The organism is Acinetobacter sp. CWB-G5 (assembly GCF_019209785.1).
Classification (GTDB): Bacteria; Pseudomonadota; Gammaproteobacteria; order Pseudomonadales; family Moraxellaceae; genus Acinetobacter; species Acinetobacter johnsonii.
This window is the reverse complement of record NZ_JAHUTF010000003.1, coordinates 293388-313267: the sequence shown is the minus strand read 5'-3', so window position 1 is coordinate 313267 and position 19880 is coordinate 293388. Positions and strand designations below refer to the sequence as shown.

The window sequence follows — 19880 nt, the reverse complement described above, 5'->3', positions numbered from 1 at the left end:
AAAATCCTAGAATGTAACAGAGTTTGTACTTATTTGGGGATGTTTGCAAAGAATGAATGATCGATGTTTGCAGTCATTCCTGCCGTAATTGAAGTTGTCATAATTATTAGATTTTTTTGTTCATTCTAGCCAATGAGGTCACGTGAATAGTTAGAAGATGGAATCAAATCCATCTGTTTTTAGCCATGCAAGTAAGGGCTTGTCACAATAAGTATCCTTTTCATATTTTTTTAAAAATATCACTTGCATAATTTTCAGTTAGGCCCGATATTCAAAGGAGAAGGACACAGATCTGCAGACTCAAAAGTGTTCATCATTCAATCGATGGAGGTTACATTCCAAAGCAATTGAAGATGGTCGAATACTGTTAAAACAGTAAGTTACAAGTGTGCCAAGAGATAAAAATCTTCGTACAAAAAAAGAGTCGAATAAAGAAAGAGAGAGGATGTTATTTTATGAACATAGAAATCCGTACAGATAAAAACATTCAAAATAGTGACCGTTTAATTAGTTATATACGCGAAGAGCTGAATCAAGAATTTCAACGTCACAGTGAGCGCATTACTCATTTTTCAGTGCATCTAAGTGATGCCAATAGCCATAAAGGCGGAGATGACGACATTCAATGTATGATTGAAGCGCGTCCAGCAGGTTTAAAACCCGTGGTTGTAAATCATAAAGGTCATAATGTCGATACTGCGATTCATGGCGCGATCGATCGCCTTAAACGTAGTTTAGAACATACCTTTGAAAAAAATGATAAACCACGTGCTGGCCAACCTGTATATGCAGATCAGGATGATGGCCTAGTTGATGATGAGGAAGATTAAACCTCACCGAATTTAAAAAAAGCCCCTCAATCAGGGGCTTTTTTAATGCTGGGCACTCACTTTTATCCAACATTACGGATAACAAATGTCCCGTTTATTCGGCATAATAGAATAAACTGAATTGAAGAGCGTCATCTCCATGTTAACCGCGCAACAACAAGCTTTCGTGCAAGCACTTGAAGAATTAGATCTTCAACAAGTTCAACGTCTATTGACCGATGGGTTAAGTCTCAATTTTATCGATCCTGAAAAAGGACCTGTGATTTCTGTCTGGTCGGACGGCTTATTCAAATGGTGGGAAGCGATTTGCGAAGCGTATGAAGCAGGCGCACCGCTGTCAGAACAAGAAAAACAACAGACTCTAGCGGTACATTTAGACATTTTAGAACAACTGATTCATGGCAAAGCAAACTTGCATTTGTGGGATACAGAAGAAATTTATGGCCCACTTTGGGATGCGGCAAGTGCTGCATGTGCGCCCGCGGTCAAACGTTTATTGGATGAAAAAGTTGATCCAAACACCAAAGATGAAGATGGCTTAACTATTTTATCTTCAATTAGCGATTTATTCTTTGATTGTGAATTTGACGAAATTAATTGGGCCGAAGCATTGGCTGAAGAAAAGCAAACTTTAGAGTTGCTTCGTCAGCATGGTGCAAAAATGACAAAAGAATTAGCTTAATCAGCGAGATCATCATGATGCAATTAAAACATTTAGGTTTATGTGTAGCCACTGGGTTCAGTATGAATGCGATGGCTGCAGATTTTTCCTTTGACCGTCCGGGTTCGGGTATAGGGACAGGGATTACGCCTGTGGGGCAGTTGGCTTGGGAGCAGGGCTTGGCCAATGCGCACTATGCTGAATCGACCACGACTGATGGTGAAAAAGTCAAAACCACCAGCTTAAATGCAGATATGTTATTGCGCACAGGTTTAGCTGAAAACATCGAATTGCAATTGGGTTGGGCTGGGCCCTCTTGGCAACAAATGAAAGTGGCAGGCAATAAGTCTGAAACAGATGGTTTGGGGGATGTCAGTGTGGGTGTGAAAGCGGCGATTCCTTTGGATGATGAACGCTTGAGTATGGCGGTACTGGCTGAAGCGATTATTGCCACAGGTAATGATGGTTTCACCAATGAAGATGATATTTATAGTCTGTCATCTGTGGTTGCATACGATTATAGCGACCTCGTGTCGACATCCATCACTATGCGTTATGAAGTGCAAAATAGTGATTGGGCCATTTCTGCAATTCCGACTTTAGAATATCAATTTACAGATAAACTCAGCGGTTTTTCTGAATTGGTTTATCGTAAAGCAGAAAGTCAAGACAATGAATATGCGCTCGGTACAGGTGTCATGTATGCGGTGAATAATCGGATGCAGTTGGACGCAAGTGTTGGTGTCGACTTAAATGGTGCAGATAAAAGTTATTATTCAGGCCTTGGCGTTTCATACTTATTTTAATTAGAAAAAAGAACATATTATGAAAAAGCATCTTCATCTGAAACAGGGGATGAGCGGCAAAACGTGGTATCTGGCGCTGTCAGTATTGATCATCAATCTGTGTATCTGGGCCAGTATCCTAAACGTTCATGCAGAAACTCCACTTCTTTCAGCTGAAGATGCTTTTCCATTTACAGTGGAATCCACGACTGAGCATACCGCTCAACTGCACTGGAATATCCCTGAACAGTATTATCTGTATCAGCACAAATTTGAAGTACAGCAGGTGGGTCAGCCCCTTAAGCTTGAGCTACCGCCTGCGCATGATTTGTATGATGAAAACTATGGACACACCCAAGTTTATTATCAACAAGTGCAATTTGACTTAGACACACAGGCTTCACAAACTTATAAGGTGACTTGGCAAGGCTGTGCCAAAGATCGCATTTGCTATCCACCGCAAAGTATTGAGTTTAAAACCGATGTCAACGGTTTGGTCAGTCTACAAGACCAAGCAGGTGGCTCAAAACGACTGCTAGATTTAGCCGCGCAGTCGAATCCGCAATTTGAGCCTATCAACCCAACAGTCACTGCTGAACCCGCCGCAACAGCTTCCGATGCGATGGCTGCGCAAGATCAAATTTGGTCTGAAGAGTTAGCCAAAAGCTCGTTGGCCTATGGTTTATTACTGTTCTTTGGCCTCGGGATATTACTCGCGTTTACGCCGTGTTCTTTACCGATGTTGCCGATTTTAACCTCATTAATTATTCGCGATAGCAAAGGCCTCAAAGCATGGATGATTGCCTTGGTCTTTGTGTGCAGTATGGCCATGGTCTATGCCATTTTGGGCTTGGTGGCCTCATCTGCAGGTTTGAACTTTCAGCGTTGGTTACAACAGCCATCCACCCTGATTGCTTTTAGCATTCTTTTTGTTTTGTTCGCACTCAATCTATTTGGTTTGTTTGAACTTAAACTGCCGCAAGCCGTGGTGAATAAACTTGATCATATCCAGTCTATGCAAAAGGGTGGAAGTCTGATCAGTGCTGCGATTATGGGCATGATTTCTGCGCTGTTGGTTGGACCGTGTATGACGGCACCTTTGGCAGGCGCTTTACTGTTTATTTCGCAGACACAAAGCCAGTGGCAAGGGGCCATTTTGCTGTTCACCTTAGGCTTTGGTATGGGGACACCATTGTTATTGGCAAGCGTACTGGGTGCTAAGGTATTGCCTCGTGCTGGGCTGTGGATGAATCAGGTTCGGGTATTCTTTGCTTTCATCATGTTGGCTTTAGCGCTGTATTTTGTACGTCCTTTGCTTTCTGAAACATGGATGCAAGCACTGAGTCTGCTGCTAGGCTTGAGCTTTATTATTTATGTGTTGTATCGTTTGATGTGGCATAAAACTCAGTTGCGTATGCTGTACATCGTGGCTCTAGTCATTGGCGGGACGTACATTGCCTATAGCCAATATCAGCAGAGTCAGCGTTTCTTTGAAGCGCCAGTGGCTGCATCTGCGCGTTGGCATGTGGCAGCGACGGCAGCGGAGTTTAAGCAGCTCTTGGCACAAGCACCAAAAGGTCAAAAGATCATTATCGATGTCTATGCTGATTGGTGTGTCGCCTGTCAGCCGATTGAACACCGTATATTAAAGTCTGCAACGGTACAGCAAGCGCTTGTGCCGTATTATTTGATTAAATTGGATTTGAGCCATTACGATGCAACCCATCAAGTGCTTTTAAACCAGTGGGATATTTTAGGACCACCGACCTATTTATTCTTAGATGCCTCACAACAAGAAATTCGTGGTTTACGTTTAACCGGTGCATTTACTGAGGCTGAACTTTTAGCTCAATTACAACGTTTTTAAACCTGAGGGAGAAGGGTGATGCAACGTTTATATATTGCCAATAAAAATTACTCCAGTTGGTCGATGCGAGCGTGGTTGGTCTTGACTGCATTTGATCTGGATTTTGAAGAGGTACTGGTTCGCTTTGATGCGACAAACCCCAGTTTTAAAGAGCAACTGTCTCACATTCATGCCAATGCTAAAGTGCCTGTATTGGATGTGGGTGAATTTAAAATTTGGGATTCTTTAGCCATCTGTGAATATTTGGCCGAGCAAAATCCAGATTTAGCCCTGTGGCCCAAGCTTGACTATTTGAGAGCAGAAGCACGGAGTATCAGTGGTGAGATGCACAGTAGTTTTATGGCACTACGCCAATTATGCCCCATGAATATTCAAGCGCAGTACAGCATAGCTGAGGGGCTAGCTTTGTGTGCGCAGCATGCTGAATTAAGAGCAGATGTCGAACGAATTGAACAAATTTGGGCACAGCGTTCGGATGAGTATACCTTTTTATTTGGTGATTTTTCTATAGCCGATGCCTTCTATGCCCCTGTAGTGATGCGTTTCAAGAGTTATGCACTACCTGTATCTGAGCGCAGCCAGCAGTATATGCAACACATTATGCAGCATCCTGCGGTCATACAATGGGTCGACGCGGCACGGGCAGAAGCCGTTTAGTTAGGTGAAATGTGCTGTGTGTCACCACATGCAGCGCTATATTTGAGTTCACCGGGATTGATTTCTAAATAGCATTTGATTTGATTACGTCCACTGGCTTTAGCGGCATAGAGTGCTTTGTCTGCTTGACTCAAAACTTGCTGAGGTCTGAGTCCATGGTGAGATTGTGCAATACCAAAACTAGCTGTGACATGGATAGATTGGCCTTCATCATTGTTAATGACTAAAGCCTCGATGGCTGAACGACAACGTTCCGCAATTTGATGGGCTTTAGAGAGTGAAGCATGTTTTAAAATAAGGATAAACTCCTCTCCGCCAAAGCGCCCCACTAGGTCATGGTCTTGTATCTGGTTATTTAATTGTTGGCTCACAGCGATGAGCACGTTATCTCCGATATGATGTCCAAATTGGTCATTGATGCTTTTAAAATGATCGAGATCTAAGAGGATAACCGCATAGGGATTCTGCGGATCTTGCTGATGCAAATACTCCAAACTTTGGCTAATACGGCGACGGTTAAATGTATTGGTTAGTGGGTCGATCTGACTTAAATGTTGAATGAGTCGTTCACGATGTCGCCATTGGCTAAGTAAAATTTCAAATAAAATTAGACAAGTGATTAGAATGGGAATAACGAAATACAGCATCGATAGGAGCCAAAACCCATTGAGAAAGAGTTGGCCATCAATCTGAAAAATAGGAGCATAAGGAATCACATCAATAAAACTGAGGTAGCCTGAGAAGGTTAAGAAGCCTGTCGCAGGAATTAGCATCGCATACACGATCTTTCGCTCAAACAACACCAAACCGACAGCGATCAGACAAATATAGACCACCATAGTGACAGGGCTAAACACCCCAATCATATAACCGTTATAGCAAAGTGAGATGATTAAAATTCCAATCGCAATATAAGGGAGGAATCGTTGTACCCAAGCTTGTTTTTGTAGGGCATAGCAAGGGTAAATCAAACCCAATAACGTGATGAAAAAAATGGAATTAATAACCAATTTGTGGCGCAAAAGCTGAACATTAACGACATGCCAATATTCTGAGTTGAACAGTACAAAAGTCTCCCAAACTAACCAGATCAAATTGACACAACAGCCGAGAACAAGGATTAAAATACACTTTTTCAAGGTATCCCAGTTCATAATCACTTCCTCTTCAAGTAGATAATGAGAAAGTTTGCTGTTGCTTAGCTGTTTAGATATTGAGAACCATGAACTCATTCAATCGTTTCATCCTTGATATATCCGCTTTATTTTTTAAATAATGTGATTGATTTCTTATACATTGCTTTCAACATATCACAATCTTATAAAAAGACGGTATCAAAGGTGACGAACTGAGTATGTAGCTCAGCAGGGAAAGACCATTCTATTTTTAGAACATAGTGTTTTGAATAGGCCTATTATTCTAAGGATAATCTTATTTTAAAATGCAACTATTCAATAAAGATTATGTTGGAACATCCCATGAAAGTTTTACATATTGATTCAAGTATTATGGCGGATGCTTCTGTGTCTCGTCAGTTGAGCCAAGCGATTGTTTCGCAACTCAGCGAAAAGCATGCGCAAGTTGAGGTTGAATATTTGGATTTGGCAACGCAACCGATTCCACATTTAGACGCAGAAATTTTAATGGGTCAAAATGCAGAACAATCGGCTCTGGGCGAACGTATTATTCAACAGTACTTAGATGCGGACGTTGTGGTGATTGGTGCAGCGATGTATAACTTCGGGATTACTTCGACTTTAAAAGCATGGATTGACCGCATTAGTGTTGCAGGTCGTACTTTCAAATATACTGAAAATGGCCCGGTCGGTTTGGCTGGTGACAAGAAAGCCTATATTGCCAGTAGTCGCGGTGGTGTCTATGGTGAAAATAGTCCTGTTGACTTCCAAGAAGGCTTCTTAAAAACCGTCTTTAATTTTACCGGTGTGACCGATGTTGAAATCATTCGTGCTGAAGGCGTGAATATGGGGCCAGAGCTGAAAGACAAAGCCATTGCGGCAGCTTTAGCACAGGTGCAAGCGATTTAATAACAATAACTGTAGTCCAATGATTCCTCATTTGGTCAGCGTTAAGCTGACCTTTTTTTATGCGGGATGTGTTTAGTCTTGGTCGAGCGCTTGAGCAAACGTTGCGATATCATCTAACGCCATTTTAGCTTCAGGAAACCATGCATTAAACATTTGGAAGTTGTGCCACATGCCTGTGTATAGTTTAAATGTCACGTCTACGCCTGCCTTGGTCGCTTTATCTCTAAACCGCTGGGCATCGTCCAAGAGAATTTCTTTCGAACCGACTTGTACAAGGGTAGGCGGGAGGTCTGCCAATTCATCAAATAAGGGTGAAACGAGCGGGTCCGCTGGGTCGATTTGCTCTGGAACATAATAGTCGATGCCTGTTTCAAGGGCCTCGATGGATAAAAGTGCATCGAGCTTGCTATTAAAGCGAATAGATTCACTGGTTAAGCTTAAATCCAAAAATGGCGAAAGCAGAATCAGCCCACTGACTTGAGGGCGTTGCTCATCACGAATGCGCAGCGCCAAGGCTAGCGCTAAATTTGCACCACATGAATCCCCTGATAAAATAATATCTTTGGCTTGTATCCCTTGCTCCAATAACAGCAGATAAACATCAAACAGCGCATCAATGGCTTCAGGATAGGGGTGTTCGGGTGACAACGGATAGTCAAGGTGAATGACTTGCATTTGTGTACTGGCTGCAAGGTCTGAGACAAACGCACGGTGGGTATTCATTGAACCTAAAAAGAAAGCTCCACCATGAATATGCAAAATGAGCTGAGTGGCTTCAGTTTCAGGTTTTAACTCTTCCGCACGCAGGCCTGCAAGACGTAGAGGACGAATCTGGATCGACTTATTGAGCGGAAATGCACGACACATTTGTTCAAGAAGAAAACGCTGACTACTGGGTGGGATACTAAAGCGACTTGGGGTTCGAATCGTGGTTTTTAAAAACTGCTCTGTAATGATTTGTTTCCATGGATCGGCAATCTTCATAGTTATTCCATTTTGTTATTTGTTTTACCTTGAGTTTGTGTATTTACCAACATAATTTACAAGGTTACACTAATTGGTCACATTGAAAAATTGAAAAATTGTTGTGACTTTTTAATAATGATAGTCGTCTTTACTAGACTAGGGAAATGACAAAAATGAAAAAAATTGCACTTGCGTTAAGCGTACTAGGATTAACCGCTCTAGCTCATGCAGCAGATCCGCTGAATGGCACTGTTTGGAAAACGATTGATGACAAAACTAAACAAGCGAAAGCCTTGGTTAAATTCACTGAGCAAAAAAATGGAACTTTAACTGCGAGTATTCAAGGTATTTTGACGCCAGGTGAAGAAAATGCATGTACCAAGTGTGAAGGCCCGTATAAAAATAAATCTTTGAAAGGTTTAACGATTGTACATGGTCTGAAAAATGTGGGTGGTACAAGCTATGACGGTGGATCAATTTTAGATCCGCAAACTGGTAAAACCTATAAATTAAAAGGCAACATTGCTGCTGGTGGTAAAAAACTAGAGCTTCGTGGTTATATTGGCGTGGCTGCATTAGGCCGTAACCAAACTTGGATTCGCGCGAACTAATCCCATCCAACAAAAAAAGCCGAGCAATTGCTCGGCTTTTTTGTTTTGTTATGCTTTTAGGGCACGAATTGCATCTTCATTGAAACCCACAATAAAACCTTTCGGGGTTGCAATTACGGGACGCTTAATGAGACTGTTATGTGTGGTGAGGGCATCAATTAGTCCTTGCTCTGAAGCTAAAGCAGTGTCTTGTTCTGTTTCAGTCAACTTACGCCAAGTGGTACCTTTTTTATTCAGGACCACATCTGCCCCAATCTGATCGAGCCATGTTTTGACAGTCGCAGCATCAATGCCTTGTTTTTTATAATCATGAAACTCATACGCTAAACCTAACTCATTCAGTAGGTCGAATGCTTTTTTCATTGAATTACAATTTTTAATGCCATACACGTTTAACATGGAAAACCCTTCTGAATTTTAAGCTGGGTTTAGAGTAACGGAAAAAACAGAGGAGCTCTAGTGTGTCGATCTAAGCTTAAAGCGTCATCGTCTTGTCATAAAAGCGATTTAGAATCAAATCAAAGAAAAATAGAATCTAAAAAGAAGAAGCATTAAAAAAGGCAGAGACTAAAAAAGAGAAAACCCGCATTTAATCATCCTGATCATGCGGGTCTCATTACAACGTCCATTGTCACATCCTTGAAAACCAACTATTTCCATAGTTCGTTTTAATTTCATCCTACGGCGTCCTGTCCTTGTGCTGTCATCCTGACATCGTCCCTTTGCCGTGGGAACATAATGCACTGATTGATTGATCAGAAAAAGACTCAAAAAACGGCAGATAATGTAGGTTAAAAACTCATATTCAGTAAACAAGTGTTCACTTAATATGAGCTAAATACTTAAATTTTTCTAGATTTTGTAGTCAATAATGACAGGTGCATGGTCGCTAAACCATGTTTCTTTATAGACCCAAGCATTGACTGTACGGGCTTTCCAGTCAGGTGAGCACGCTTGATAGTCAATGCGCCAGCCTACGTTCTTCGCACGAGCTTGTCCTCGGTTTGACCACCAAGAATAAAGCTCAGCCTCTGGACGCACTTCACGGAAAGTATCGACATAGCCAAGTTCATCATAAATATGATCGAGCCAAGCGCGTTCGTGCGGTAAGCAGCCTGAGGCTTTTTGGTTGCCTGACCAGTTTTTAATGTCGATGCGTTTATGCACGATGTTGTAGTCACCACAGACAATCACGGATTTATTTTCATCACGCCATTGTTTCAAAATTTGTTTGTATTCTTCTAAGAAGTGGTCTTTACGTACTTGTGCTTCTTCACCAGAAGAACCCGATGGTAGATACAGTGAACAAATATGCACGTTTTGGTCTAAGCCTAAGTCAAACTCAGCCGAAATAAAGCGGCCTTGAGAATCGGCCAATTCAAAACCAAGTCCATCCGTGACTGAAACAAATGGTAAACGGCTATAAATAGCAGTGCCAGCATACCCTGGACGTTCAGCAGGGAACAGGTGGGTATGCCAACCTTCAGGTTTAAATTTATCGGTCCATTGTTCGTGGGTAATGCGAGATTCTTGCATGCAAATCACATCAGCATCTGATGTGGCAATCCAATCAAAAATCCCTTTTTTTTCTGCAGAACGTAGACCATTTACGTTAATTGAAACCACACGTAAAATTTTTTGATCACTTGGATAGCTACTCTTTGGTATCATGCGCAAGTCTTACCTCAATTTGAAAATACGGAGCACCGCATGACAACGCAAGCGACATTTAACCCTCAAGCTTTTATCGAACTCGCATTATCACGTGGCGTGCTTAAATTTGGTGAGTTTACTTTAAAATCGGGTCGTGTGAGTCCTTATTTTTTTAATGCAGGTCTACTTAATGACGGTGAAGCCTTGTCATTACTGGCGTCTGGCTATGCAGCCAAACTGACAGAATGCAACAATGTTGAAGTGGTGTTTGGTCCTGCGTACAAAGGGATTCCTTTTGTTGCTGCAACAGCAGTGGCTTTGTCACAAAATCATGGGGTAAGTGTGCCTTGGGGTTTTAACCGTAAAGAAGCCAAAGATCATGGTGAAGGTGGGGTCTTGGTTGGTGCATCTGTTGCAGGCAAAAAAGTCTGGATTATTGATGATGTGATTACTGCGGGGACAGCGATCCGTGAAGTGGTCACCATTTTGAAAAATGCAGGTGCGCAGATTGCAGGTGTGTTGGTGGCATTAGACCGCCAAGAAAAAGGTCAAGGTGAACTGTCTGCGATTCAAGAAGTCCAAAAAGAATTGGAAATTCCTGTGCATGCACTGGTGACCATGAAAGATTTGATGAATTATTTAGAGGCTAAAGGTGAGACTGAAGCTTTAGCAAAAATGGAAGCCTACCGCGTGAAATATGGCGTCTAAAGGTTGAAACAAAAAAAGGAAGCTTCGGCTTCCTTTTTTATTCGCTCTCTCACTCGGTTGGTGTTTGGCTATGCGCACCTTCCCAGCCAATCATCGCGGTTTTACGTGTCGTCCCCCACATATAGCCGCCACGTTGCCCTGAAGACTGAATGACCCGATGGCAGGGAATTAAAAAGGCAACGGGATTACTGCCAATGGCTGTTCCGACCGCTCGTGAGGCACGCTTTTGCCCAATCTCTTGAGCAATATGTGCATAACTGCTGAGCTGTCCCATGGGAATTTTGAGCAGACTTTGCCAGACCTTGAGCTGAAAGTCGGTGCCTTTCAGATGCAGTTTAATCTCTGATAAGCTGTTTTGATCTTGCTGAAAAATTGCGAGCGCTTTGCGTTGTAATTCATCCTGATCTTCAATAAATGTCGCACGTGGGAACTGTTTTTTCAGATAGGCCAATGCATCCCGATCTACTTCGGTAAAGGCCATATGACAAATCCCTTTAGGGGTCGAGGCAATAATGACGGAGCCAAAAATGGTTTCGGCAAAACTATAGTGAATGTTGAGTGCTTCACCGCCCTGTTTATATTCTGCGGGCGTCATCCCTTCGATTTGGACAAATAAATCATGCAATCGGCTGGTACTAGAAAGGCCAGTGTCAAAAGTTGCTGCAAAAATATTATTTTCTGTGTGATTTTTCAAAACCGACTTTGCATATTCCACACTAATATATTGCAGAAATTTCTTCGGGCTAATACCTGCCCATTCGCTAAAGATACGCTGAAAATGAGTAGGACTTAAATGAACGTGTTCTGCAATCTCAGCCAAACTGGGTTGCTGTTTGAAGTTTTGTTCAATGTATTCAATCGCCTTTGCTACCCGTGCATAGTTGCTATGTTTTGTCATGATTACTCGCGGAAATCATTTAACTTAAGAAAACAGTAACAAATCCAGCGAGGCCTGAAAATCCGTTTCTTGCGCTTTATAACAAAAGGTTCGAAGCGTTTATTGATTGGCTTAGTCATCCATTGCTAAGCATAAAAAAGCGGAACAGTGACCTGTTCCGCTGGAGATGGCGTTTTAACTGAAAGGGTTTAGAACTGGTAGTTCAAACGCATGAGGAAGCTACGTGGTGTACCTGGCATAGAGTCTGAACGCCAGTATTCTTTATTGGTCAAGTTACTGACAGCTAAAGTCACGTTCCATGGATCAGCACTATAACCAATGGCAGCATCGACACGATTGAAACCATCCATTTTGGTCAAGTTATTGATGTTTGGATAGTAAGAGCCGACATAAGTCACGCCAACTTCACCATAGAGTTTTTCTGTAGGTAAGTAGCGCACAAACAGGTTGCCTGTATTTTTAGAGGTATTAGAAAGGGTATTTCCTACATTTTCAGGCTTTTCTTTGTCTTTTTTAACTTCAGCATCAGTATAGCCATAACCACCGCGGACAAATAAATTATCTAATACACGACCAATGAAACTAAATTCTAAGCCTTTGGATTGATGTTCACCACCTACGGCCCATACGTCTGGAACATCTGGGTCTGGGCGGTAGCGAATATTCTTTTTACGAATGTCATAAACAGAGAACTGTGTATTTAGGCGTTCATCGAACCAATCACTTTTCACGCCAATTTCGTACTGTTCATTATATTGGGGTTCAGCATTAAAGATACTCATATCTTGGTTTGCTGATGAAATTGGGTTTACACCCATAGAGCCACCAAAGGGAGCAAAACTTTTACTGTATGATGCATACAGACTTTGATGTTCATTCGGCTGCCAGACCACGCCGACATTTGGGCTAAATGAATCATCATCGACAGATCGTTTACGTTTATCTGCATCAACATTTGGTAGTTTGTTGGTGGTAGAAAAATCATAGCTGTCGTAGCGCATACCGAGCATGATTTTGAATTGTTCATTTAGGCTGATTAAGTCTTGGGCAAAGAAACCTAAACTTGTACCCTGATTATAATTGTGCTGACTAATTTTAAGTGGACCTGTACCTCGACTGGCTTGGCGTTCACCTGTAATTGGGTCTACATAACCATAAATTGCAGAACCATTTTGATTGGTATTGGCTAGACGCGGTTCGCGCTGTTCGTAGCTCCAGTCACTGCCGAAAACAAGGTTGTGTTTAATTGATCCCGTGTTGAATTCGCCTTTAATATCAAAAGTATTACTTGTGGTTTTATTGTCTGTTTGTTGCCAATAATAGATTTGAGAGATGTCGCCTACATGACCTTGGCATGTGCCTGCGTTACGGATTACAGTAGTCGCAGTTGCGCAGTAGCCACCTAAATAAAAATGATCAAAGTTTTGTTCGGCTTGTCTGTAGCTCGCAGCCCAATGGAAAGTCCAATTTGGCGCAAATTCATAACTTACATCTGAGCGAATGACCTGTAGCACGTCATTGACATAATCACCCTCTTGAGCAAAACCCGTTTTAATCGATGTTCCAGCAGGTAAAACACTATAACTTGGTCCGCGGTCTGGCACTCGACCTAATTTGTCATAGGTATATTGCGTGGTCCACGTAAGGGTTTCATCATCATTTTTATAAGTGAAACTTGGCGAGATCATTTCAATTTTACTGTCGATGCCTGAACGAAAACTATCCGCTTCACCGTATTCACCCGTCAAACGGACAGCCCAGTTGTCATTCAACACTTGGTTAATATCTGCTGTTGCACCGTAGTTATCATATGAGCCTACGTAAGTGACGACGGAACTTTTCGAGTCAAAGTTGGCGTATTTACTCACCATATTGACCACACCACCGCCTGCACTACGCCCGTATAACACAGAGGCAGGGCCTTTTAAAATTTCGATCCGTTCAATGTTGGCTGTACTACGACGGACTTGACCACTTTCACGGATACCATCACGGTAAATATCACCCGAGTCGGCAGAGAAACCACGGAGGGTGATGCCATCACCGCGCATATCGTAGCTGGTGGATACCCCTGGTGTGCCTTGTAGCATCACACTGAGGTCGTTAGAGCCATAGATTTTATATTTCTGTACATCGATGGTGTCGATGGTTTGAGGAATGTCTTTTTTCTTTAAACCATTCCGTGTGACATTGGCCTGATCATAATCGACATAGCTTTTGATTGGATCAAGTTCACTCATTGCCTCAATTTTTAAGGTGGGCAAAACTGCTGCTGTGCCCGATTTGTTTGTCATCGCTTGAGAGGAGGGGTTCTCATTATTTTGTAGTGTCGCTTCATCCGCATAGGCTGCATGCGCATTTAAAATCATAAAGCTGAGAAGGCTATATTTGAATAGGTTAGAACCACAAAGCGGCTGTGGTGAAAATTTCATCATGATTTAAGGCTCGGAGAGAGTGAATTGCCAATAAAAATGAGAAGTATAATCATTTACCAAAAATGAACAAGACTTACGGTAATATTCATTTTTTCTACATAGTTTTACTGGGTTGAAAAGTACAGATGTACAGGCTTTTTAATTTTTCTAAAAAATTGATAAATAAGCATTAAAATTTGAAGAAAATGTAAAAGAATTATTTTTGTGCATTTTCCATGCATTTTTTACAGCTTAAAAGAATGCCTATTTTTTCTTGGCGTCCTTGCTCAGTTTGTACCCAAGGACGGTTTTGCCACGGTGGAGTATGGCGGACATGTTGTGTGTGGCCACAGGCAAGCTCCGCCACCCAATGATGTTCTTCATCGAGATGAAAACCGACAATCGCTTGTTGCACTTAAGTATCTCGACTATCGTGTTGAGGCTGTTCTAAGCCATTCAAAAAACGTTGACACAATTGATGGATGGCTACCAAATCATCGGGATCTAGACCTAAAGAACACGCCAGCTCAAATGGAATGGCCATAATTTTATTTTTGGCTAAGAGTGCTTTTTCCAGCAGAACGACTTTTTTCATACGTTCATCTTCTTTGACGGCAACACGCTTTAAAAACTGTTTTTCTTCTAGTTTTTTAATAATGGGGGTCAAGGTACCTGAGTCAAAAAAGGTTTTTTGTCCAATCTCGGTCAGCGTCACATTGTCCTGCTCGTATAAAGCCAACAAAACAATAAATTGCGGATAGGTCAGATCGTAAACCTGTAAGCGTGGACGGTATTGACGAACCATGGCATTGGTTGCGGAATACATGGCAAAACACACGCGGTTTTCTAAAAGTGGGGTGTCCGCCATATTGCATGTCCTTGGGTGTTAATGTCTGTAAAGCAGTATAAATGAAATAGGGATGAAAGTATATTGCGCATAATAATATTGTGCGCAAGTTAATTGTGTGCGATATTATTTTGCGGATGAAGTCGGTTCAGCTTTTGAAGCGACTTTCAGTAATGACATTTTGATGAATGGAAGAGATGTAATGAGCACAATTTATGATTTTCAGGCCGAACTGTTGGAAGGCGAGCAAAAAAATCTGGCCGATTATCAGGGCAAGGTTTTATTGGTGGTGAATACCGCCAGCCAATGTGGTTTAACCCCGCAATTTGAAGGCTTGGAACAGTTATATCAGGACTATCAACAGCAAGGTCTGCTGATTTTAGGTTTTCCCTGCAACCAATTTGCGCAGCAAGACCCTGCGAGTAATGAAGAGATCGGCAGTTTTTGTCAGCGTAATTATGGGGTCTCTTTCCCGATGTTTGCCAAAGTTGACGTGAATGGTCCTACAGCGCATCCGCTGTATCAGTATTTAACCACTGAAGCTAAAGGCATTTTAGGTAGTCAAAGCATCAAATGGAATTTCACCAAATTTCTCATTAACCAAAAAGGGCAGGTGGTGAAACGCTATGCGCCGATTGTTAAACCTGAAAAAATTGCCAAGGATATTCAACGCCTTTTGACTTAATGGAGAAAGTGTGGAAAGGAGCTGCCGTGTGGTAATAGGCGCATACTTCCTTTGTTGTATCGAGCAGTTAGTATCTGATTTGTTACTGCAGTGTGTTGTAGTTATTTGAATAAAATAGATTTTTTAATCTTTAATTATTACACAACTTGTTGCACCCAAACCTGAAAACTTCGCTATACTTTTTGCCAAGTTTAAAAAATATGAGCGTGAGAATTATGCGTGTACTGGTAGTGATGGACCCGATTGAAACGGTGAATCTGAAAAAAGATTCCACCATGGCTATGTTATGGGCAGCAAGCCGTCGCGGACATGAACTGGGTTATGCATTACAACACGATTTATATATCGATCAAGGCAAAGCCTTTGGTCTGATTTCTCCCTTAAAGGTGTTTGAAGATTACGATCATTATTTTGAGTTGGGTGAACAGCAAAAAGAGTCCTTGGCCGATTACGATGTGATCTTGATGCGTAAAGATCCACCGTTCGACATGAACTTTGTCTACACCACCTATATTTTGGAACAAGCGGAACGTGAAGGTGCGTGGATTATCAACAAACCACAGTCCTTACGTGATTGTAATGAAAAACTGTTTGCCACGCAGTTCCCCGAACTCCAAGTGCCTACATTGGTGACTTCACAACAAAGCCTCATTCGTGAATTTATCAAAGAACATGGTGATGTGATTGTGAAGCCGCTTGATGGTATGGGGGGGATGGGAATTTTCCGTTTATATCAAGATGGTGTGAACATTGGCTCAACTTTGGAAATGTTGACGGAGATGGGCACACGTCCGATTATGGCGCAGCGTTATATTCCTGAAATTGTGGAAGGGGATAAGCGTATTTTGCTGGTCAATGGTGAACCGATTCCGTATTGCTTGGCGCGTATTCCACAAAACGGTGAAGTGCGTGGGAATTTGGCCGCAGGTGGTTTGGGTCAAGCACGTCCTTTGACTGAAAACGACAAGGCGATTGCTGCAAAAGTGGGGCCCTTCTTACGTGAAAAAGGTTTGGTTTTTGTCGGACTTGATGTAATTGGCAACTATGTGACCGAGATTAATGTCACCAGTCCAACCTGTATTCGTGAGATTGATGCACAATTTGGTACCTCGATTGCCGATATTTTATTTGATATTTTAGAAGCAGGCAAAGCCAGCTAAAATGACAGAAAAGGAACCTGAAATGGTTCCTTTTTTCTTTCATGGAGGTGGTCGGTTTTGGAATAGAGCTGTACTTTGCTGCAAAGTGTATAAATTTGGTTGAAAATAAAGCGGATTATGTTGCTAGACACCACTAATTTTCATTCTGTTCAAATGTATGCACTCAGATTGTATTTCTAGCCGCTAAAATGAAGTGAATTACACTTTAGAATGATGTTAAATATTTGATTCAAATCAGCTTCATTGTTTTATTTTTAAATATCTCCAATTGCACTGTTGAGCCTGATTGTGTGCTGTAGTTTGAGTAAAAATGCACATCTGATAACAAATCTAGTTTAAACTTGAAAATCAGTAGAAAAAAACAATCAAATACCTGTTGAAAAAAAGTAAATAATCTTTCGCGGCTATGCGTTTGTGATTACAATTGATCGCTTAAAATTGAATTTTGTTTCCATATTTTTAGAATTGAAGAATTAGACTGTGACCGAAGCAACACCAACAAAGCCGAAACATGTAATGATGATGGCTGCCGGAACGGGCGGGCATGTTTTTCCAGCACTTGCTGTGGCTAAGGAATTACAGCAACAAGGCTGTCAAGTCTCGTGGCTTGCTACGCCTACAGGTATGGAAAATCGCCTGCTTAAAAATCACGATATCCCAATTTATCAAATTGATATTCAAGGTGTGCGCGGCAATGGCTTAGTCCGCAAAGTATTGGCACCCTTTAAAATTTTAAAAGCCACTTTAAGTGCAATGCGTTACATGAAGCAGCTCAAAGTCGATGCCGTCGCGGGCTTTGGGGGTTATGTCGCTGGGCCTGGTGGATTGGCTGCGCGCGCACTGGGTATTCCTGTGATTATTCATGAGCAGAATGCGATTGCTGGATTTACCAATACGCAGTTATCACGTATTGCCAAAACAGTGTGTCAGGCTTTTCCAAACACCTTTGCTGCACAAGATAAAATTGTGACCACGGGCAATCCCGTCCGCAAAGAAATTACGGAAATTTTAAATCCGTCTTGGCGTTATCAAGAACGTGAAAAAGCAGGGGCCATGCTTCGAGTTTTAATTGTGGGTGGCTCGTTGGGTGCACAAGCGTTAAATGAGCGTGTTCCTGAAGCATTGAAGCAATTGAATGTGCCGTTAAGCGTTTATCATCAGTGTGGTCAAAACCATGCAGATGCGACCCAAGCGCGTTATACCGATGCTCCTGAACAGCTTCAGGTTGAAGTCCACCCTTTTATTGAAGATATGGCCCAAGCCTATAGCGATGCCGATTTAATTATTTGCCGTGCTGGGGCGTTAACCGTGACCGAAATTGCCACTGCGGGTGTGGCTGCGGTGTTTGTTCCACTGCCAAGCGCAGTGGATGATCACCAAACGGCTAATGCAAAGTTCTTAGCCAATATTGGTGCAGCCAAAATTTGCCCGCAAGCAAGCATGACGCCCGAGAGTTTAAAAGAATTATTATTACCCTTGATGAACCGTCAGTTATTGTCTGAAATGGCAGTGAAAGCACGTCAGCAAGCACAACCCGATGCAACCCAACATGTGGTTCGTTTAATTCAAGCATTGTAAACCGAGTATTTTATGTCGCCATCTACGCCTGCTGATCAAGCAAAAAAGTTAATTAAAGTGCCAGAAATGCGCCGTATTAAGCACATCCATTTTATTGGGATTGGTGGTGCGGGTATGTGTGGTATTGCTGAAGTGCTCAAGAACCAAGGCTACAAAGTCTCAGGTTCAGATATCAAAGCATCAAAAACCACGGCTCAGCTTGAAGAAAACGGCATCAAAGTCTATATCGGGCATACGGCTGAAAATATTCAAGGGGCAAACGTGATTGTGGTGTCGACTGCAATTGATGCAGAAAACCCAGAAATTAAAGCGGCTATTGAAACGCGTACACCTGTGGTGCGCCGTGCAGAAATGCTGGGTGAGCTGATGCGCTACCGTCATGGGATTGCAGTTGCGGGAACACATGGTAAAACCACGACCACAAGTCTAGTCACGTGCATGTTGGCAGAAGAAAATCTCGATCCAACTTATGTGATTGGTGGGTTGCTGAACCGTACCGGTGTGAATGCTGCGCTGGGTGCGAGTCGTTTTATCGTGGCAGAGGCAGATGAGTCAGATGCATCATTCCTGCATTTGCAACCGATGGCTACCATCGTGACCAATATTGATGCAGACCACATGGACACCTATGGTGGTAGTTTCGATGTCTTAAAAGATACCTTTGTGCAGTTCTTACAAAAACTACCGTTTTACGGCTTGGCTGTAGTATGTGGCGATGATGCCAACATTCGTGAAATCATGCCGCGCATTGGTCGTCCATTGATCACGTATGGTTTTAACGAAGACAATGACATTCGTGCAGTGGATATTGAACAAGAAGGCATGCAGTCGCACTTTACCGTATTACGTAAAGATCGTGAGCCTTTGCGTTTAACCATCAATTTGCCGGGTTTGCATAATATTTTAAATGCGCTTGCAGCGATTGGTATTGCAACCGATGAAGGTGTGTCTGATGCTGCGATTGCACGTGCGTTAGAAAGTTTCAGCGGTGTAGGTCGTCGTTTCCAAGTCCAAGGTGAATTTGACATCGACGGCGGCAACGTGAAATTGGTGGATGACTATGGTCACCATCCTAAAGAAGTCGAAGCGACCATTAAAGCGGCACGTGCAAGCCATCCAGATCGCCGTTTAGTGATGATGTTCCAGCCACACCGTTTTAGCCGTACCCGTGACTGTTTCGATGACTTTGTGGATGTATTGTCACATGTCGATCAGCTATTACTACTTGAAGTCTATCCTGCGGGCGAAAAACCGATTGTGGGGGCGGATAGTCGTTCATTGGCACGTAGTATTCGTTTACGTGGCGATGTAGAGCCGATTTTGATCGATCCAGTCGAAGGTAATTTGCAGCATGCGTTGAAAAAAGTGTTACAAGCGGATGACTTGTTATTGACGCAAGGCGCAGGTAATGTGGGGGCTATCTCGGTTGAGCTTGCAAGCAATCATTTATATTTAAAATAATCACGTTTTGTGATTACTCAATGAATAAAACAGTTATAAAGTTTAAGGATATCA

The 19880-nt window shown here is 42.3% G+C and carries 20 protein-coding genes; 12 read left to right on the top strand and 8 right to left on the bottom strand.

From position 1 onward, the window contains the following. Positions 1–455: 455 nt before the first annotated feature. The 5 genes from KVY11_RS08320 (at position 456) to KVY11_RS08300 (ending at position 4800) form a co-directional block, all read left to right on the top strand. The gene (locus KVY11_RS08320; RefSeq protein ID WP_004691760.1) at positions 456–830 is read left to right on the top strand and encodes an HPF/RaiA family ribosome-associated protein; all 375 of its coding nucleotides are present in this window, start codon (positions 456–458) and stop codon (positions 828–830) included. A 139-nt stretch (positions 831–969) separates the two neighbouring features. Then, positions 970–1512, top strand: coding sequence for a hypothetical protein (locus KVY11_RS08315; protein WP_004978318.1), 543 nt, complete (start codon positions 970–972; stop codon positions 1510–1512). 14 nt (positions 1513–1526) lie between these two features. Continuing rightward, entirely contained in the window at positions 1527–2297 is a 771-nt protein-coding gene (locus tag KVY11_RS08310; protein WP_218288642.1) for a transporter, read from the top strand. Positions 2298–2316: 19 nt separating this feature from the next. Further along, the gene (gene dsbD / locus KVY11_RS08305; protein ID WP_218288641.1) at positions 2317–4143 is read left to right on the top strand and encodes a protein-disulfide reductase DsbD; all 1827 of its coding nucleotides are present in this window, start codon (positions 2317–2319) and stop codon (positions 4141–4143) included. Between the two features lie 18 nt (positions 4144–4161). Next, positions 4162–4800 carry a glutathione S-transferase family protein gene (locus KVY11_RS08300; RefSeq protein ID WP_218288640.1) on the top strand — a complete coding sequence of 213 codons (639 nt, stop codon included), beginning with the start codon at positions 4162–4164 and terminating at the stop codon, positions 4798–4800. Here the strand turns inward: KVY11_RS08300 and KVY11_RS08295 are convergent. Further along, on the bottom strand, positions 4797–6032 hold the full coding sequence (locus KVY11_RS08295) for a GGDEF domain-containing protein (protein WP_218288639.1): 1236 nt from the start codon (positions 6030–6032) through the stop codon (positions 4797–4799). The genes KVY11_RS08300 and KVY11_RS08295 overlap by 4 nt on opposite strands. Before the next feature lie 246 nt (positions 6033–6278). On the opposite strand from KVY11_RS08295, the gene KVY11_RS08290 reads away from it, so the two are divergent. Then, positions 6279–6845 (top strand): FMN-dependent NADH-azoreductase, encoded by a 567-nt coding sequence (locus KVY11_RS08290; protein ID WP_039890677.1) that lies wholly within the window; start codon positions 6279–6281, stop codon positions 6843–6845. Between the two features lie 72 nt (positions 6846–6917). Here KVY11_RS08290 and KVY11_RS08285 read toward each other — a convergent pair whose 3' ends face one another. After that, positions 6918–7829: an alpha/beta hydrolase gene (locus KVY11_RS08285; protein WP_218288638.1), complete on the bottom strand. Its 912-nt coding sequence runs from the start codon at positions 7827–7829 to the stop codon at positions 6918–6920. Between the two features lie 155 nt (positions 7830–7984). On the opposite strand from KVY11_RS08285, the gene KVY11_RS08280 reads away from it, so the two are divergent. Then, positions 7985–8422 carry a DUF2147 domain-containing protein gene (locus KVY11_RS08280; protein ID WP_005401494.1) on the top strand — a complete coding sequence of 146 codons (438 nt, stop codon included), beginning with the start codon at positions 7985–7987 and terminating at the stop codon, positions 8420–8422. 48 nt (positions 8423–8470) lie between these two features. Here the strand turns inward: KVY11_RS08280 and KVY11_RS08275 are convergent, their stop codons facing one another. Together KVY11_RS08275 and KVY11_RS08270 are read right to left on the bottom strand one after the other, a co-directional pair. Further along, positions 8471–8821, bottom strand: coding sequence for a Spx/MgsR family RNA polymerase-binding regulatory protein (locus tag KVY11_RS08275; protein WP_078388305.1), 351 nt, complete (start codon positions 8819–8821; stop codon positions 8471–8473). Between the two features lie 453 nt (positions 8822–9274). Then, complete coding sequence (locus tag KVY11_RS08270) at positions 9275–10093, bottom strand: exodeoxyribonuclease III (RefSeq protein ID WP_062031929.1); 819 nt, start codon at positions 10091–10093, stop codon at positions 9275–9277. A gap of 39 nt (positions 10094–10132) precedes the next feature. Here KVY11_RS08270 and pyrE point away from each other — a divergent pair, with 39 nt between their 5' ends. Continuing rightward, the gene (gene pyrE / locus KVY11_RS08265) at positions 10133–10783 is read left to right on the top strand and encodes an orotate phosphoribosyltransferase (protein ID WP_004691742.1); all 651 of its coding nucleotides are present in this window, start codon (positions 10133–10135) and stop codon (positions 10781–10783) included. 49 nt (positions 10784–10832) lie between these two features. Here pyrE and KVY11_RS08260 read toward each other — a convergent pair whose 3' ends face one another. From KVY11_RS08260 to KVY11_RS08245, 4 genes are all read right to left on the bottom strand, one after another. Beyond that, on the bottom strand, positions 10833–11681 hold the full coding sequence (locus tag KVY11_RS08260; protein ID WP_218288637.1) for a methylated-DNA--[protein]-cysteine S-methyltransferase: 849 nt from the start codon (positions 11679–11681) through the stop codon (positions 10833–10835). Between the two features lie 188 nt (positions 11682–11869). After that, entirely contained in the window at positions 11870–14116 is a 2247-nt protein-coding gene (locus KVY11_RS08255; protein ID WP_218288636.1) for a TonB-dependent siderophore receptor, read from the bottom strand. A 196-nt stretch (positions 14117–14312) separates the two neighbouring features. Continuing rightward, complete coding sequence (locus tag KVY11_RS08250; protein ID WP_218288635.1) at positions 14313–14510, bottom strand: DUF3565 domain-containing protein; 198 nt, start codon at positions 14508–14510, stop codon at positions 14313–14315. Then, positions 14511–14963 carry a MarR family winged helix-turn-helix transcriptional regulator gene (locus KVY11_RS08245; RefSeq protein WP_218288634.1) on the bottom strand — a complete coding sequence of 151 codons (453 nt, stop codon included), beginning with the start codon at positions 14961–14963 and terminating at the stop codon, positions 14511–14513. Positions 14964–15144: 181 nt separating this feature from the next. On the opposite strand from KVY11_RS08245, the gene KVY11_RS08240 reads away from it, so the two are divergent. From KVY11_RS08240 to murC, 4 genes are all read left to right on the top strand, one after another. Continuing rightward, positions 15145–15627, top strand: coding sequence for a glutathione peroxidase (locus KVY11_RS08240; RefSeq protein WP_062031943.1), 483 nt, complete (start codon positions 15145–15147; stop codon positions 15625–15627). A 215-nt stretch (positions 15628–15842) separates the two neighbouring features. Beyond that, the gene (gshB, locus tag KVY11_RS08235) at positions 15843–16787 is read left to right on the top strand and encodes a glutathione synthase (protein WP_218288689.1); all 945 of its coding nucleotides are present in this window, start codon (positions 15843–15845) and stop codon (positions 16785–16787) included. A 480-nt stretch (positions 16788–17267) separates the two neighbouring features. Next, the gene (gene murG, locus KVY11_RS08230) at positions 17268–18365 is read left to right on the top strand and encodes an undecaprenyldiphospho-muramoylpentapeptide beta-N-acetylglucosaminyltransferase (protein ID WP_218288633.1); all 1098 of its coding nucleotides are present in this window, start codon (positions 17268–17270) and stop codon (positions 18363–18365) included. A 12-nt stretch (positions 18366–18377) separates the two neighbouring features. Next, positions 18378–19826: a UDP-N-acetylmuramate--L-alanine ligase gene (gene murC / locus KVY11_RS08225; protein ID WP_005401502.1), complete on the top strand. Its 1449-nt coding sequence runs from the start codon at positions 18378–18380 to the stop codon at positions 19824–19826. Positions 19827–19880 lie beyond the last annotated feature (54 nt).

What these genes read in the sequence shown, in the direction of transcription:
- dsbD (WP_218288641.1), top strand. Translation starts at nt 2,317, where the DNA reads ATGAAAAAGCATCTTCATCTGAAACAGGGGATGAGCGGCAAAACGTGG.
- KVY11_RS08260 (WP_218288637.1), bottom strand. Translation starts at nt 11,681, where the DNA reads ATGACAAAACATAGCAACTATGCACGGGTAGCAAAGGCGATTGAATAC.
- KVY11_RS08270 (WP_062031929.1), bottom strand. Translation starts at nt 10,093, where the DNA reads ATGATACCAAAGAGTAGCTATCCAAGTGATCAAAAAATTTTACGTGTG.
- KVY11_RS08280 (WP_005401494.1), top strand. Translation starts at nt 7,985, where the DNA reads ATGAAAAAAATTGCACTTGCGTTAAGCGTACTAGGATTAACCGCTCTA.
- KVY11_RS08320 (WP_004691760.1), top strand. Translation starts at nt 456, where the DNA reads ATGAACATAGAAATCCGTACAGATAAAAACATTCAAAATAGTGACCGT.
- KVY11_RS08290 (WP_039890677.1), top strand. Translation starts at nt 6,279, where the DNA reads ATGAAAGTTTTACATATTGATTCAAGTATTATGGCGGATGCTTCTGTG.
- gshB (WP_218288689.1), top strand. Translation starts at nt 15,843, where the DNA reads ATGCGTGTACTGGTAGTGATGGACCCGATTGAAACGGTGAATCTGAAA.
- KVY11_RS08255 (WP_218288636.1), bottom strand. Translation starts at nt 14,116, where the DNA reads ATGATGAAATTTTCACCACAGCCGCTTTGTGGTTCTAACCTATTCAAA.
- KVY11_RS08275 (WP_078388305.1), bottom strand. Translation starts at nt 8,821, where the DNA reads ATGTTAAACGTGTATGGCATTAAAAATTGTAATTCAATGAAAAAAGCA.
- KVY11_RS08310 (WP_218288642.1), top strand. Translation starts at nt 1,527, where the DNA reads ATGATGCAATTAAAACATTTAGGTTTATGTGTAGCCACTGGGTTCAGT.
- KVY11_RS08240 (WP_062031943.1), top strand. Translation starts at nt 15,145, where the DNA reads ATGAGCACAATTTATGATTTTCAGGCCGAACTGTTGGAAGGCGAGCAA.
- KVY11_RS08245 (WP_218288634.1), bottom strand. Translation starts at nt 14,963, where the DNA reads ATGGCGGACACCCCACTTTTAGAAAACCGCGTGTGTTTTGCCATGTAT.
- murC (WP_005401502.1), top strand. Translation starts at nt 18,378, where the DNA reads ATGTCGCCATCTACGCCTGCTGATCAAGCAAAAAAGTTAATTAAAGTG.
- KVY11_RS08300 (WP_218288640.1), top strand. Translation starts at nt 4,162, where the DNA reads ATGCAACGTTTATATATTGCCAATAAAAATTACTCCAGTTGGTCGATG.
- KVY11_RS08295 (WP_218288639.1), bottom strand. Translation starts at nt 6,032, where the DNA reads ATGAGTTCATGGTTCTCAATATCTAAACAGCTAAGCAACAGCAAACTT.
- pyrE (WP_004691742.1), top strand. Translation starts at nt 10,133, where the DNA reads ATGACAACGCAAGCGACATTTAACCCTCAAGCTTTTATCGAACTCGCA.
- KVY11_RS08315 (WP_004978318.1), top strand. Translation starts at nt 970, where the DNA reads ATGTTAACCGCGCAACAACAAGCTTTCGTGCAAGCACTTGAAGAATTA.
- KVY11_RS08285 (WP_218288638.1), bottom strand. Translation starts at nt 7,829, where the DNA reads ATGAAGATTGCCGATCCATGGAAACAAATCATTACAGAGCAGTTTTTA.